Source organism: Pseudomonas inefficax, assembly GCF_032164165.1.
Lineage (GTDB): Bacteria > Pseudomonadota > Gammaproteobacteria > Pseudomonadales > Pseudomonadaceae > Aquipseudomonas > Aquipseudomonas inefficax.
Genome location: NZ_CP134401.1, coordinates 2,147,277 through 2,161,483 on the forward strand (window position 1 = coordinate 2,147,277; position 14,207 = coordinate 2,161,483).

Genomic DNA, 14,207 nt, shown 5'->3' on the forward strand with positions numbered 1-14,207 from the left:
CTTCCCGCCCGGCTCACGCCCGGACGCTCGGCCTCGCAACAGGCATCCCGATCGGCATCGACGCGCCTTCGCGTCCACCCTCCGCTACCCGGATGTGCAGTGAAAGCCCAGCTGGACCGGACGCGATCGCATCCCACCGATGCCCGTCGCGCCAGGCAGAACATCCCAAACGGGCCCAGCCCACACGAGAACAGGATTGCCCATGTCCTTTGCTTCCCTCGGTCTCTCCGAGGCTCTTGTCCGCGCTATCGAGGCTGCGGGCTATACCCAGCCGACCCCCGTGCAACAGCGGGCGATTCCCGCCGTGTTGCAAGGCCGCGACCTGATGGTCGCCGCACAGACAGGTACTGGTAAAACCGGCGGTTTCGCCCTGCCGATCCTCGAGCGCCTGTTCCCGGCCGGCCACCCCGACAAGTCGCAGCGCCACGGCCCGCGCCAACCTCGCGCGCTGGTCCTGACCCCGACCCGTGAACTGGCAGCCCAGGTGCATGACAGCTTCAAGGTCTATGCCCGTGACCTTCCACTGGTCAGCGCCTGCATTTTCGGCGGCGTCGGCATGAACCCGCAGATCCAGGCCATTGCCAAGGGTGTGGACGTGCTGGTCGCCTGCCCCGGCCGCCTGCTGGACCTGGCCGGCCAAGGCAAGGTTGACCTGGCCCACGTGGAAATCCTGGTGCTGGACGAAGCCGACCGCATGCTCGACATGGGCTTCATCCATGACGTCAAGAAGGTCCTCGCTCGCCTGCCGGCCAAGCGCCAGAACCTGTTGTTCTCGGCCACCTTCTCCAAGGACATCACCGACCTCGCCGACAAGCTCCTGCACAACCCGGAGCGTATCGAGGTCACCCCGCCGAACACTACCGTCGAGCGTATCGAACAGCGCGTCTACCGCCTGCCGGCCAGCCACAAGCGCGCACTGCTGGCGCACCTGATCACCCAGGGTGCCTGGGAACAGGTGCTGGTGTTCACCCGCACCAAGCACGGCGCCAACCGCCTGGCCGAGTACCTGGAAAAGCACGGCCTGACCGCCGCCGCAATCCACGGCAACAAGAGCCAGAACGCCCGCACAAAGGCGCTGGCCGACTTCAAGGCCAACAGCGTCCGCGTGCTGGTCGCCACCGACATCGCCGCCCGTGGCCTGGACATCGACCAGCTGCCGCACGTGGTCAACTTCGAGCTGCCGAATGTCGAGGAAGACTACGTCCACCGCATTGGCCGTACCGGCCGTGCCGGTCGTTCGGGCGAGGCCATTTCCATGGTTGCGCCGGATGAAGAGAAGTTGCTCAAGAGCATCGAACGGGTGACCAGGCAGAAGATCCCGGACGGCGACCTGATGGGCTTCGACGCCAGCCAGGTAGAAGCCGAAAAGCCTGAAGTGCGCGAACGCCAGCAGAACAACGGCCGTGGTGGCCGTAACCAGCAGGCCCGCGGCGAAGGCGGCAAAGATGCCAACGGCGGCCGCAAGGACAAGGGCAAGGATAAAGGCAAGGCCAAGCAACAGGCTGCGGACAAGCCGGCCGACAAGGAAAAGAGCGGCGACAAGCAACAGCAGCAACGCAAGCCGCGTGACAAGAAGCCGCGCCAGCAGCAACAGCAGGCAAGCAACAACAGCGCGCCGAAAGTGCCTGTCGACCGTGATCCGGAAGAGTTCCTGGACGACGATATCGACAACTTCGGCAACCGTGCCGACTATGTCAGCCCGTACCAGGGCAAGAACCAGGGCCGCAATCGCCGCCCGGGTGGCAATGCCGGCCAAGGTCAGGGTAATGGCCAGCGCAGCAACGCCGGTGGCCAAGCTCGCAATAGCGGCCAGCCGCGCAGCGGCGGTGGCGGCGGTGGCGGCGAGAAACGTCCGCCCCGGGCCAACAATGGTGGCGGTGCCCGTCGTGATGGCGGCGGCCGTGGTCGCCCGGCCCGTGACGATGCTGCCCGGCAAGAGCCGGCCGTGCGCAACCCACGCCAGCCGGAAAAACAGCCAGTGATCATCCGCAAGGAGTCCAAGCTCGACCGTTACCCGACGCCCGAGCAGCTGGATGACCTGCCAAGCCGGCCGCGCGGTGAGCGCCCGGCGCTGCTGACCCGCAAGGGCTGACAGAAGCACCGAGGGGGCTGCTTCGCAGCCCTATCGCGACACAAGGCCGCTCCTACAGGGTTACGTAATTCCCTGTAGGAGCGGCCTTGTGTCGCGATAGGGCCGCAAAGCGGCCCTCTCAGTTTTCAGCAGGTAAGAATTACTTCTGCTTCACACCTTCAACACTGATATCCAGGTCCAGGGTCTGCGAAGTAGCGCCTGGGCCCTTGATGCCGAAGTCGTTCAGGTTCAGCGTGGTGGTTGCGTTGAAGCCAGCGCGCTCACCGCCCCATGGGTCCTTGCCTTCACCGTTGAAGGTAGCCTTGAAGGTAACCGGCTTGGTCACACCGTGCATGGTCAGGTCGCCAGTCACGTCAGCGGTCTTGTCGCCAGTCGACTTGACGCTGGTGGAGACGAACTTGGCCTCCGGGTACTTCTTCACGTCAAGGAAGTCGGCGCTGGCAATGTGCTTGTCACGCTCGGCGTGGTTCGACCACAGGCTGGCGGTTTTCAGATCGACGTTGATCTTGCTGGCTTCAGGCTTGGCACTGTCCCAGGTGAAGTTGCCGTCGAAGTCCTTGAAGGTACCGTGAATGAAGCTGTAGCCCAGGTGGCTGATCTTCCAGTCAACGAACGCGTGCTGGCCTTCCTTGTCGATCTTGTACTCGGCAGCCATGGCCTGGCCAGCGGAGAGCAGAGCGGTACCGAGCGCCAGAGCGGCAAAAGTCTTTTTCAACATCCTTACTTCCTTCCTATGCAATTGAGGTTGAGAGTCAAGCTTTGCGGCCCAGCATGCGGGTCAGGGTCGCGTCACGGTCGATGAAATGGTGCTTGAGCGCTGCCAGGCCATGCAGCACGGCAAAAATCACCAAGCCCCATGCCAGCCAGAGATGAATCACGCCTGCCAGGTCTGCCTGGTCGGGCAGGTCGCTGACCAGTGCCGGCACTTCGAACAGGCCGAACACCGGAATGCCGACACCGTCGGCGGTGGAAATCAGGTAACCGGCGATCATTACCGCGAACAGCCCCACGTACAGGGCCAGGTGGCCCAACTTGGCTGCCAGGCGGGTGAATGCGCCGTGCTTGGCCGGTGCCGGTGGCGGCGGGCTGATGAAGCGCCAGACCACCCGCAGCAGCATCACCGCCAGCAGCACCAGGCCGATGCTCTTGTGCAGGTCCGGGCCGGCCTTGCGCCAAGGGCTGTAGTAGTCGAGGCCGACCATCCACAGGCCCAGGCCGAACAGGCCGAACACTGCCAGAGCCACGCCCCAGTGCAGGACGATGCTGACCACGCCGTAGCGAGAAGGTGAATTGCGCAGTTGCATGTTGACGTGTTTCCCCGTGAAAGCTGTGCACAGACTAACGCGTAACGTATCGAAGAAAAGCGGAAAAAATTGCTTTGGATTATCGAGAAATCCGATATGTATTCTGTAACCTTGCCATTAAGGAAACATTAACGATAGACGGAGCGTTCGCGGTTGCCAATGCCGGCCCCTTCGCGGGTAAACCCGCTCCCACAGGGTCGGCGCAGTTCCTGCTACCTGTGCCGGACCTGTGGGAGCGGGTTTACCCGCGAAAGGGCCGGCACTGTGAATAAATCAACCGGCCTTGGCTTGGGTATTGGCTACGGCTTTCTTGGCCGGCTCGGACTTGGCAGTTGTCTTCTTGGCCTCGGCAGGCTTTTGGGCCGGTTTGTGCGCCGGGGCATGCTTGCCAGATGCAGCCTTGGTCGCAGCAGGCTTGGCCACCGCTTCCTTGGCCACAGGTGCTGGTGCAACCGGGGCCGGGGCGGCTTGTGGCGCTGGCGCAGGTACCGGCGCCACCTCTTCAGCCTTGGCAATCGGCTCGGCCTTCACCTCAGGCTTGTCCGCCCCGCCAAACAGGCGCTTGAAGAAGCCCGGCTTGTCCTGCCTGGCCTCATCATCCTTTTTCGGCTCGGCCTTGGCAGGGGCCTTGTCAGCCTTGTCGCCCTTGTCGTCAGAGCCGCCAAACATATTGGAGAAGAACCCACCCTTGCCCTCCTTGGCCGCCACGGCACCTGCAGCTGCTGCTGCCGCCACCGGTGCCGCCTTGGCCGGGTCGAACGATTTGCCGGCCAGCAGGTCCTGTACCTGGCTGGCCGCGCGCTGGCCGCTGCGAAGGGCGCCTTCCAGGGTGCCTGGGTAGAGGGCGTCGGTATGCTCACCGGCAAAGGTGATGCGCTGCACCGGGCGCTCCCACAGGCGCCAGTACTTGCTGATCTGGCCCGGGCCATAGGCCAGGTAGGCGCCACCGGTGCCGGCGTCGGTGCTGTAGCGCTTGACCTCGTAGCCGGTGAACGAGCCACGCGCCTGCGGGTAAAACGCATGCAGGCGGATCAGCACCTGGTCGACCATCTGCTTGTCGCCGAACGCCTGCAGCAGGCGGGCGTTGTCACCCGACAGGTTGATCACCACGTTGGCGCCACCCTTGAGCGCGGGTTCGATCCACAGCATGCCCAAGCCAGCGTTACTGAAGATTTCGCCCGACATGCGCGCGCGGCTTTCCCACACCGGCTTCTTGAACTTGAGCATCAGCTGGTCGCGCCAGCCATAGTTGGTGCCTTTCAACGCCGCCAGGTGCTGGCTGTCCAGGCCCGGGGTCATCTGGATCTTGGCCAGGGCACGCAGAGGGACGGCCATGACCAGGTAATCCGCCTGGTAGCCGACGCTGCCAACCTTGACCGTGACACCGTCCTTGTCCTGGACGATGGAGGTCACCGGCGAACTGGTCTTGATGGTCTTCAGTTGCTTGACGAATGCCTGGGCCAGTACCGGGCTGCCGCCGGGCAGGCGCGCGGCACGCAGGTCACGGTCGCTGACACCGCGATACACGCGGTTCTGCTGGGCAAAGTACAACAGCGACAGACGCGATGGCTCATCGTAGCGGGTACGGATCTGCTGGTTGACCAGCTGACGGGCGGTGGACGGCAGTTGCAGCTTGTCCAGCCAGGTGGAGACGTTGATCTGGTCAAGGGCAAACAGCGTGCTGTTGGCTTGCGGTTTCAGTGGGTCGTCGATCGAACGGGCCAGGTCATCGAGGGTTTTCTCGTAACGCTTGAGCGCCTCGGCGGTGGCCGGCTGCTTGGTGGCCAGGTCGGTGGCACTGAAATACTCGCCATCGATCAGGTAACCGGGGGTACGCACGAACTCCGGTGCCGGCAGTGTTTCAAGTTTGAAACGGTCGAGGTACTGGTTGAGCACCGGCTGCGCCTTCGCGTTGCCGATCCACTCGCTGGTGGCCAGGCCCGAGCGCCCGCCCATGCCTGGCTTGGCTTCCAGCAGCGTTACCTGCCAGCCTTTGCTCTGCAGCTCGTAGGCGGCCGTCAGGCCCGCCAGGCCGCCACCCACGACGATCGCCGAAGGCGTCTTGTCCTTTGCCAGCGCGGCGCCGCTGGACACACCAATCAATACCAACGCGCACAGGCGCACCCAAGCAGCAGCCATGTCGGCGAACTCCGAGTCAGGGGGTTACAGAAACGGGGAGAGGCAGGAATGCCCCGGGAGAGATGCGTTAAGAATACGTCAGGTCCGCCGCCCCTGCCAGCGCAGTGACATCAAGTCCTTTTCGCCACTGACATTTTTATCTGCGGCGAATTCGAACGGTGGCAAGCGAAGCTGGCAACCCGATGAACAGCGGCGGTTGTTCTGCCCTGCGGCATTGCTTAGGCTTACGCGGTCGAACCAAGCCGCAAAGCCAGGAGAAGTGCCCATGGGCCTCAATGATCAGTGGATGCAACGCGACCTCAAGGTCCTGTGGCACCCCTGCACCCAGATGAAAGACCACGAGCAGCTGCCGCTGATCCCGATCAGGCGCGGCGAAGGCGTGTGGCTGGAAGACTTCGAAGGCAAGCGCTACCTGGATGCGGTGAGCAGCTGGTGGGTCAACGTGTTTGGCCACGCCAACCCGCGCATCAACCAGCGCATCAAGGACCAGGTCGACCAGCTGGAGCACGTGATCCTGGCCGGTTTCAGCCACCAGCCGGTGATCGAGCTGTCCGAGCGTCTTGTAGCCATGACCCCTGCCGGCCTCGACCGGGTGTTCTATGCCGACAACGGTTCGTCGTGCATCGAAGTGGCGCTGAAGATGAGCTTCCACTACTGGCAGAACGTCGGCAAGCCGGGCAAGAAGCGCTTCGTCACCCTGACCAACAGCTACCACGGCGAAACCATCGCCGCCATGTCGGTCGGCGATGTGCCGCTGTTCACCGAAACCTACAAGGCGCTGCTGCTCGACACCCTCAAGGTGCCCAGCCCCGACTGCTACCTGCGGCCCGAAGGCATGAGCTGGGAAGAGCACTCGCGCAACATGTTCCAGGCCATGGAGCAGACCCTGGCCGAGCACCACGCCTCGATCAGTGCGGTAATCGTCGAGCCGCTGATCCAGGGTGCTGGCGGCATGCGCATGTACCATCCGGTGTACCTCAAGCTGCTGCGCGAGGCCTGCGACCGCTACGACGTGCACCTGATCCACGACGAGATCGCCGTGGGCTTCGGCCGCACCGGCACCATGTTCGCCTGCGAACAGGCCGGCATCCGCCCCGACTTCCTGTGCCTGTCCAAGGCCCTGACCGGCGGTTACCTGCCGCTGGCCGCCTGCCTGACCACCGACAAGGTGTACCAGGCGTTCTACGACGATTATCCGACCCTGCGCGCGTTCCTCCACTCGCACAGCTACACCGGCAACCCGCTGGCCTGCGCCGCGGCGCTGGCGACCCTGGACATCTTCGAGCAGGACAACGTGATCGAGGCCAACAAGGCCTTGGCCACACGCATGGCCAGCGCCACCGCGCACCTGGCTGACCACGCGCATGTGGCCGAGATTCGCCAGACTGGCATGGCCCTGGCCATCGAGATGGTCCAGGACAAGGCCGGCAAGGTCGCCTACCCATGGCAGGAGCGTCGTGGCCTGAAAGTGTTCGAACATGCCCTGACTCGTGGCGCCCTGTTGCGCCCGCTGGGCAGCGTGGTGTACTTCCTGCCGCCTTATGTGATTACGCCAGAGCAGATCGACTTTTTGGCAGAAGTGGCCAGCGAAGGCATCGACATTGCCACCCGTGATAGCGTCAGCGTGGCCGTACCGGCCAACTTCCACCCCGACTTCCGTGACCCGGGCTAAGCCCGAAAGCCCGCCGCTCCCACAGGGACCACCTTCTACCTTTAGCTTGAGCTCAACCATGAGACTGTCCCGCTTCTTCATCGACGCCCCCCTGAGCCTTGGCGAGCACGATCTGCCCGAAGCCCAGGCCCACTACATCGGCCGCGTACTGCGCATGGCCCCTGGCGATGCCGTGCAGCTGTTCGACGGCAGCGGCCAGGAATACCGCGGCCAGTTGCTCGAAGTGGGCAAGAAAACCGTCCGCGTCAGCCTCGACCAGGCCCTCGCCGGCCAAGCCGACTCACCACTGCACGTGCACCTCGGCCAAGGCCTGTCCCGTGGCGAGCGCATGGACTGGGCGATCCAGAAAGCCACCGAGCTGGGCGCCAACGAAATCACCCCGATCGTCAGCGAACGCTGCGAAGTGCGGCTGAAGGACGAACGCGCCGACAAACGCCTGGCCCACTGGCGCCAGGTGGCCATCAGTGCCTGCGAACAATGCGGCCGCTCGACCTTGCCGGTCATCCACCCACCGGTGACTTTGGCCGAATGGCTGAACGGCGCCAAGGCCGACCTGAAACTGGTCCTGCACCCAGTGGCCGAACCGCTCACCAGCCATGCCAAGCCTGCCACCCTGGCCTTCCTGATCGGCCCCGAAGGCGGCCTGAGCGAGGCGGAGGTCGACCAGGCCAAGACTGCCGGTTTTCACGCAGCACGCCTGGGCCCACGCGTGCTGCGCACCGAAACCGCCCCAGTGGTGGCACTGTCGGTGGCACAGCAACTGTGGGGCGACTTTTAACTAGCGCACGTACAACGACACCGCCACGAAGTGCATGAGGCTGCCGGCAATCACGAACAAGTGCCAGATGCCATGCCAGTGGCGGAAGCGGCTGTCGAAGGCGAAGAAGATGATGCCGACGGTGTAGAACACCCCGCCGGCAGCCAGCCAGGCAAAGCCGGCGCTGCCGAGTGAATGCAGCAATGGCTTGACCGCCACCAGCACGATCCAGCCCATCACTGCATAGATGATGATCGACAGGATGCGCGCCTCGGAGCGCGGCTTGATTTCCTGCAGCATGCCGATCACCGCCAGCCCCCAGACCACCCCGAACAGGCTCCAGCCCCAGGGCCCGCGCAGGCTGACCAGGCAGAACGGCGTGTAGCTGCCAGCAATCAGCAGGTATATCGACAGGTGATCGAGCTTGCGCATGATCACCTTCGCCCGCCCGCGAGTGCTGTGGTACAGGGTAGAAATGCTGTACAGCAACAGCAAGGTGCTGCCGTAGATGGAGAAACTGACGATCTTCCACGGGTCGCCCTGCAGGCCCGCAGCCACGATCAGCCAGATGGCACCGACACAGGCCAGGACGGCACCGACCAGGTGGGTCCAGGCATTGAAGCGTTCACCGTAGTACATGCAAACACAGACCTCCTGAGGTGGGCTGGGTTCCTGCGTCCTTCTGTTCCGGCCTCTTCGCGGGTGAACCCGCTCCCACAGGGATCCTAAAAAGCCTGAGGACGGTGCCGTATCTGTGGGAGCGGGTTCACCCGCGAAGAGGCCCTATGGCTTACATCCTACCCAACCTCAGGTTGCAATTGCGCGTCACGCACCAGCCGCTCCAGCCCCACCAGGTCGGGCACCCGTGCCACCTGTTCACCTACCTGCACCGCCGCCAGCTCCAGCCGGCCCAGCGCCACATCCACGTAGTTCAGCTGGCTGTCGAGCTTGCACGAGCGCGGTATGTCCTGCAGCAACAACGCCAGGTAGCGCAGGCCGGTATCGCCCAGGGCATTGAGCACCACCACGCGAGCCCGCTCGCCGCAGGGTGTCTCGCCACCACATGCGGCTTCGAAGCCGATCAGCGGCAGGCGCTGCTGGCGCCAGTCGATCCAGCCCAGATGCCAGGCCGGCTCGCCGCGCTGGCACACCAGGTTGCGCTGGCCACTCAGTTCAGCCACCGCCACGTTGGGCAACACCAGGGTACGGTCGCCCAACGGCAGCAAAAGCCCGGTCAGGCTGCTGCGCTGGCCGGCGATCAATTCAAGCATGGGTCTGGCTCCAATGGGCAATGCTCTGCAACAGGATCGACTCCTGGTACGGCTTGCCCAAGTATTCGTTGACGCCGATGGCCATGGCACGGTCGCGGTGCTTCTGCCCGGTGCGCGAGGTAATCATGATGATCGGCAAGTCTTTCAGCCGCTCGTCACGGCGGATGCGTGTGGCCACCTCGAAGCCGTCCATGCGTGGCATCTCGATATCCAGCAGCAACACGTCGGGGCGATGTTCTTCCAGCAGGGCCATGGCATCGACTCCGTCCTTGGCCGTCAGCACGCTCATGCCATGGCGTTCCAGCAGGCGGCTGGTGACTTTGCGCACGGTCACCGAGTCATCCACTACCATTACCAGCAACGCCCGCCGTGGCGCCGGGCCGAACACCTGGCGCCGGGCCGCGTCGCCGCCCGGCAGGCGCGCCAGGCGCCGCTGCTGGCCACGCAACTGGCCCAGCAGGTCGAGAATCAGCACCACCCGGCCATCGCCCAGCAACGTCGCCCCCGACAAACCTGCAACCGCGGCAAACTGCGGCCCCAGGCTCTTCACCACGATCTCGCGGCTGGGCGACAGGCTGTCGGCCTGGATGGCGAACGACTGCTCCTGAGAATGCACCAGCAGCACCGGCAGCGGAACGCTCTGCCCGAGCAATGCCGGGCGCGGCATACCTTGGAGCAGCTCACCCAAGTAGCGCAGCTCGTATTCGTGGCCGGCGTACACATAACGTGGGGCGTCCAGCTGGTAGCACGCTGCCAGTTCGGCCGGCGGCACGCGGACGATACCCTCGATGGTGTTCAGCGGAATGGCGTACTGCTCTTCGCCCAGGTGCACCATCAGCGCACGGTTGACCGACACGGTAAACGGCAGGCGGATCAGGAAGCGCGCGCCCTTGCCTTGGGCCGATTCGATACTCATCGAGCCGCCCAGCTGCTTGACCTCCTCGTGCACCACATCCATGCCCAGGCCGCGCCCGGAAATCTGGGTGATCTTCTCGGCCGTGGAAAAGCCCGGGCGCAGGATGAACTGGAGGATCTCGTGATCGCTCAATTGCGCCTGCGGGTCCAGCAGGCCGCGCTTGATGGCCTTGCGGCGCACCGCTTCCAGTGGCACCCCGGCACCGTCGTCGGTCATTTCGATAACGATGTCGGCGCCTTCGTGCAACAGATTCAGGTGGATGGTGCCCTGCTCCGGCTTGCCGGCGGCCAGGCGCATTTCGCGGCTTTCCAGGCCATGGTCAACAGCGTTGCGCAGCATGTGCTCCAGCGGCGCCACCATACGTTCGAGCACGCTACGGTCCAGTTCGCCCTCGGCATTGCCGACCACCAGCTCCACTTGCTTGCCCAGCTCGCTGGCCACCTGCCGCACCACACGCTGCAAGCGCGGTACCAGGCGCTCGAAGGGCACCATCAGGGTAGCGGTCAGGCCTTCCTGCAACTGGCTGTTCACCCGCGCCTGCTGCTGCAACAGGCTGTAGGCCTCCTGGGCCCGCTGTGCCAGGGTTTCCTTGAGGTCGAGCAAGTCCGAGGCCGACTCGAACAGGGCCCGCGACAGCTGCTGCAGCTGCGAGTGGCGGTCCATTTCCAGCGGGTCGAAGTCGTCATAGGCATCGCCTTCGAACTGCTGCCGGCTGGAGATCCGCCCTTGGGTCTCGATGTCCAGGCGCAGCAACTGGTCGCGCATGCGCTCGAGGGTGGTTTCCATCTCGTTGAGGGTGAACTGCGCATCGTTGACCTGCTGCTCGATGCGCCCACGGATGACCGAGTGCTCACCGGCCAGGTTGCCCAGGTCGTCGAGCAACTCGGCATCGACCTTGACCATGTCGCCTGGCGCCCGCTCGGGAGCTGCCGCAGGCGCCTCACTGATCGCGGCCTCGACCGGCCCCTGGCCGGCGGCGCTGTCGGCCAGGGCCGAGAAGCTGAAGTTGCGGATGTAATCGATCAGCGCGGTGGCGGCATGCAGCGGTTGCCGCAGACGCACAGCATCGAGCATGTGCGCCAGGCGGTCATGGCAGTTCTGCAGCAAGGCGAACAGTGGTGCGCTCGGCGGCATACGGCCAGCGGCCAGCAGCTCGTAGAGGAACTCCAGTTCGTGGGCCAGGTCGCCGATCGGTGCGATTTCGACCATGCGCGCCACGCCCTTGAGGGTGTGCAGGTCGCGCATCAGGTTGTCCACTTCGACGCTGCTGCGCGGGTCGGCCTGCCAGCGCGCCAGGGCTGCGGCGGCACTCTCGACGATGTCCGAGCTTTCTTCCAGAAAGACGTCCAGCAGCTCTTCGCCAGGGCTTTCCGGCTCTTCGGTCAGCGGCTCGGCCACAGGCGGCAGCAAAGGGTTGTGCGCCTGCCCCAGGCCAAGGGTATCGGCCAGGTCCATGTCCGGGTGCAGCGGCGTGACCGTGTCGATGCCCACCAGGCCAGTGGCCTCCGGTGCCAGGGCCTGGCCCAGCAGGTTGCGCAGGCTGTCGACCAGCTCTGCCCTGGGCGGGATGTCCTGCCCAGCCGCCACTTCGTCGAGCATGTCGAGCAGGGCCTCATGGGCCCGCTGCACATGGGCGAAGAACCGTGCATCAGCGGGCAGACTGCCCTCCTCAACGGCGCCGTACAGGTCGAGCAAGGCCTCGCACACGTCGTCCATCTGCCACAGGTCGGCCAGGTGTGCGGCGTGGCCCAGGGATGTCAGTTCGTCGAGCAGGGTTTCCAGCGCATCGCGCTGGCCGGGCTGCTCCTGCCAGCGTGACAGCAACGACTCGGCTTCCAGCAGGATATCCATGGCCTGGGCCAGGAAACTGGCAGTCAATTGCGGGTCGCGCTTGCTACGCCGCGCATGCTGCGGGTCGCCATGCAAGCTGGCCAGGTGCCCATCCACCGCCTGGCCGACCTGCTCGATCAGCTCTGCGGCACCGGGGATGGCCGCCAGCGGTGTGCTGTCGAGTTGCGCCAGGCCCAGGTGGAACAGCGAGCGCGCAGCTTCCAGCCATTCGATCTCGGCCATTTGCAGGGGCAGTTGGTGGCCCTTGTATTCACGTGCCAGGCGGTCGAAGGCGGTGGCCAGTTCGGCGACTGGCATCACCCCGGCCATGGCGGCACTGCCCTTGAGCGTGTGAAGGGCGCGCTGCAGGCCATCGCTGACCTGCGCATCGTGGCCGTCGGTGCCCTGCAGAAAAGCATCCAGGCTGGCCAGGTGGCCCTGCGCCTCGCTGCGAAAAATATCCAGCAATTGCGGGTCGAGGCCGTCGATGTCGGCCGCCACCGGGGCATCGTTTTCGGCCAGGGCATGCAGGTGCCCGGCCAGTTGCTCGATTTCCGTCAGTTGCGGCAACTGGCCTGCGGCAAAATCGGCCAGCAGGTCGGGCAGGTGAACGAACACCTGCTGCAGGGCCACTACGCCTTCCGGGCTGAGCACGCTGCGGCCCTCGAGTACCCGGTTCAACAGGTGCTCGGCGCCCCAGGCCAGCTTGGCCACCGCCTCGGCATGTACCATGCGCCCGCTGCCCTTGAGCGTATGCAAGGCGCGGCGCACTTCTGCCAGTGCCTCGCGCTGCTGGTTGTCGGCACGCCAGCGCAACCAATGGCGCTCGATTTCCGGCAGCAGTTCACCAGCCTCGTCGAGAAACACTTCGCGCAGCTCGTCATCAATGCCATCAGCGCTGCCATCGTGGCCTGCGGTGGCCTCGACCAGCGCGCAGTGCACACCCAGCGTCGCCAGGCTGGCGCGCGCCATGTCGATGAAGGGCTGGCCATCCGCCAATGGGTCCGCCACACGCCATTGCAGGTAGCATTCGGCAGCGCTCAGGGCCTCGGCCAGGTGCGTCAGCTCGTCGGCTGGCGGTTCTACATCCAGATGCTGCAGCCAGCGCTGCACATAGCTGGCGCAACCGGCAAACAGCTCGGCCACCGCCGGTAGCATCAACATCGCCAGCGCACCGCGAATCTGTTGCAACAGCCCTGGCAAGGGTTGCAGGCGTTGTCGCGGCCAGCCGGACTCCAGGCAATCGCCGATCAGATCCTTGGCCTGCTGCAGCACGTTCAGCGATTCGTTCAACACCAGTTGGCGGATTTCGGCCAGGTCCGAGCCCGGCAGGCCGCCCTGGCCGTTTTCCTCCAGCGGGCCAACCATGCCATTGAGCGTGGCCTCCACATACAGCAGGGCCCCTGCTACATCCATCAACACCGCGTCGTCCACCGCCCGCTCGCCCTGGGCCAGGGCCTGCAGCGCAAGCACCTGGTCGATGATCACCCGGCGTGGCTGCTGGAAGCCCAGCACTGCCAGGGTGTCGGCCACGTGGCGCAGGGGTGCCAGCAGGGCATCGAGCTGCTCGCTGTGCTGGCGGTCGCCGCGCACGAACTGGTCCAGGCGCTCCTTGATGCGCACCAGGTCGTCGCACAGCGCAGTCACCACCGAGCGCAGGGCATCGCGTCCGGGCCCTGCCTGCAGCTGCTCGCGCCAGTTGCCCAGCGACAGGTCGAGGTTGGCCAGGTCGTCGGCACCGGCAAAGCGTTGGGTGGCGCCGCTGATCAGGCTGGCCTGCGCCAATGGCTCCTCGCCACGGCAGGCCCGCAGCTGGTTGAGCAGCGGCAGCATCACCAATGGCAGGTCGTGGCGAGCGCCGCGCAGGCGCTCCAGATACGACGGCAGTTGCTCCAGGCCACGGAACAATGCGCCCAGGCAATCACCGCGGGGGCTGACCTGGCCATCGGCCAGGGCCTTGGCGAACAGCTCCAGTTCTTCGGCCAGGCGCGTGGCCCCGCGCAGTTCGAGCATGCGCAGGCAACCGTGCACCTGGTGCAGATTGTCGACCACGAATGCCAGCATCGACAGGTCGCCAGGCTCGCCGGCAAAGCGCTCCAGCGCCTGGCGCGCCTGGCCCAGGCAGTCGAGGATGGCGGCCTTGGTCCAGGCCAGCGCCACTGTGTCGTGGCGCTCGGGGCTTACAGCTGCTACAGCCATGGGCACTCCTCGGCGCGGCTTTTCAGT

9 protein-coding genes are annotated in these 14,207 nt (G+C 65.0%); 3 read left to right on the top strand and 6 right to left on the bottom strand.

The genetic code is table 11. From position 1 onward, the window contains the following. Positions 1 to 202: 202 nt before the first annotated feature. The gene (locus tag RIN61_RS09645) at positions 203 to 2,092 is read left to right on the top strand and encodes an RNA helicase RhlE2 (protein WP_313856911.1); all 1,890 of its coding nucleotides are present in this window, start codon (positions 203 to 205) and stop codon (positions 2,090 to 2,092) included. Positions 2,093 to 2,231: 139 nt separating this feature from the next. On the opposite strand, the gene RIN61_RS09650 is transcribed toward RIN61_RS09645, so the two are convergent. From RIN61_RS09650 to RIN61_RS09660, 3 genes are all read right to left on the bottom strand, one after another. After that, entirely contained in the window at positions 2,232 to 2,810 is a 579-nt protein-coding gene (locus RIN61_RS09650; protein WP_025340897.1) for a YceI family protein, read from the bottom strand. Positions 2,811 to 2,844: 34 nt separating this feature from the next. Next, the gene (locus RIN61_RS09655) at positions 2,845 to 3,396 is read right to left on the bottom strand and encodes a cytochrome b (RefSeq protein ID WP_112249501.1); all 552 of its coding nucleotides are present in this window, start codon (positions 3,394 to 3,396) and stop codon (positions 2,845 to 2,847) included. A gap of 273 nt (positions 3,397 to 3,669) precedes the next feature. Beyond that, the gene (locus RIN61_RS09660) at positions 3,670 to 5,535 is read right to left on the bottom strand and encodes a flavin monoamine oxidase family protein (protein WP_313856915.1); all 1,866 of its coding nucleotides are present in this window, start codon (positions 5,533 to 5,535) and stop codon (positions 3,670 to 3,672) included. Between the two features lie 265 nt (positions 5,536 to 5,800). On the opposite strand from RIN61_RS09660, the gene RIN61_RS09665 reads away from it, so the two are divergent. Then, entirely contained in the window at positions 5,801 to 7,207 is a 1,407-nt protein-coding gene (locus tag RIN61_RS09665) for an adenosylmethionine--8-amino-7-oxononanoate transaminase (protein ID WP_112249505.1), read from the top strand. 58 nt (positions 7,208 to 7,265) lie between these two features. Continuing rightward, positions 7,266 to 7,985: a 16S rRNA (uracil(1498)-N(3))-methyltransferase gene (locus tag RIN61_RS09670; RefSeq protein WP_215520507.1), complete on the top strand. Its 720-nt coding sequence runs from the start codon at positions 7,266 to 7,268 to the stop codon at positions 7,983 to 7,985. On the opposite strand, the gene trhA is transcribed toward RIN61_RS09670, so the two are convergent. The 3 genes from trhA to RIN61_RS09685 form a co-directional block, all read right to left on the bottom strand. Further along, positions 7,986 to 8,603, bottom strand: a complete 618-nt coding sequence (gene trhA, locus RIN61_RS09675) for a PAQR family membrane homeostasis protein TrhA (RefSeq protein ID WP_313856920.1) — start codon at positions 8,601 to 8,603, stop codon at positions 7,986 to 7,988. 158 nt (positions 8,604 to 8,761) lie between these two features. Further along, positions 8,762 to 9,235: a chemotaxis protein CheW gene (locus RIN61_RS09680; protein ID WP_112249509.1), complete on the bottom strand. Its 474-nt coding sequence runs from the start codon at positions 9,233 to 9,235 to the stop codon at positions 8,762 to 8,764. Continuing rightward, positions 9,228 to 14,180 carry a hybrid sensor histidine kinase/response regulator gene (locus RIN61_RS09685; protein ID WP_313856924.1) on the bottom strand — a complete coding sequence of 1,651 codons (4,953 nt, stop codon included), beginning with the start codon at positions 14,178 to 14,180 and terminating at the stop codon, positions 9,228 to 9,230. Before RIN61_RS09685 ends, RIN61_RS09680 begins: the two co-directional genes overlap by 8 nt. Positions 14,181 to 14,207 lie beyond the last annotated feature (27 nt).

Bases quoted from the DNA above. Each gene is read 5' to 3' on its own strand.
- RIN61_RS09645 (WP_313856911.1), top strand. From the start codon at position 203: ATGTCCTTTGCTTCCCTCGGTCTCTCCGAGGCTCTTGTCCGCGCTATC.
- RIN61_RS09665 (WP_112249505.1), top strand. From the start codon at position 5,801: ATGGGCCTCAATGATCAGTGGATGCAACGCGACCTCAAGGTCCTGTGG.
- RIN61_RS09670 (WP_215520507.1), top strand. From the start codon at position 7,266: ATGAGACTGTCCCGCTTCTTCATCGACGCCCCCCTGAGCCTTGGCGAG.
- trhA (WP_313856920.1), bottom strand. From the start codon at position 8,603: ATGTACTACGGTGAACGCTTCAATGCCTGGACCCACCTGGTCGGTGCC.
- RIN61_RS09685 (WP_313856924.1), bottom strand. From the start codon at position 14,180: ATGGCTGTAGCAGCTGTAAGCCCCGAGCGCCACGACACAGTGGCGCTG.
- RIN61_RS09660 (WP_313856915.1), bottom strand. From the start codon at position 5,535: ATGGCTGCTGCTTGGGTGCGCCTGTGCGCGTTGGTATTGATTGGTGTG.
- RIN61_RS09650 (WP_025340897.1), bottom strand. From the start codon at position 2,810: ATGTTGAAAAAGACTTTTGCCGCTCTGGCGCTCGGTACCGCTCTGCTC.
- RIN61_RS09655 (WP_112249501.1), bottom strand. From the start codon at position 3,396: ATGCAACTGCGCAATTCACCTTCTCGCTACGGCGTGGTCAGCATCGTC.
- RIN61_RS09680 (WP_112249509.1), bottom strand. From the start codon at position 9,235: ATGCTTGAATTGATCGCCGGCCAGCGCAGCAGCCTGACCGGGCTTTTG.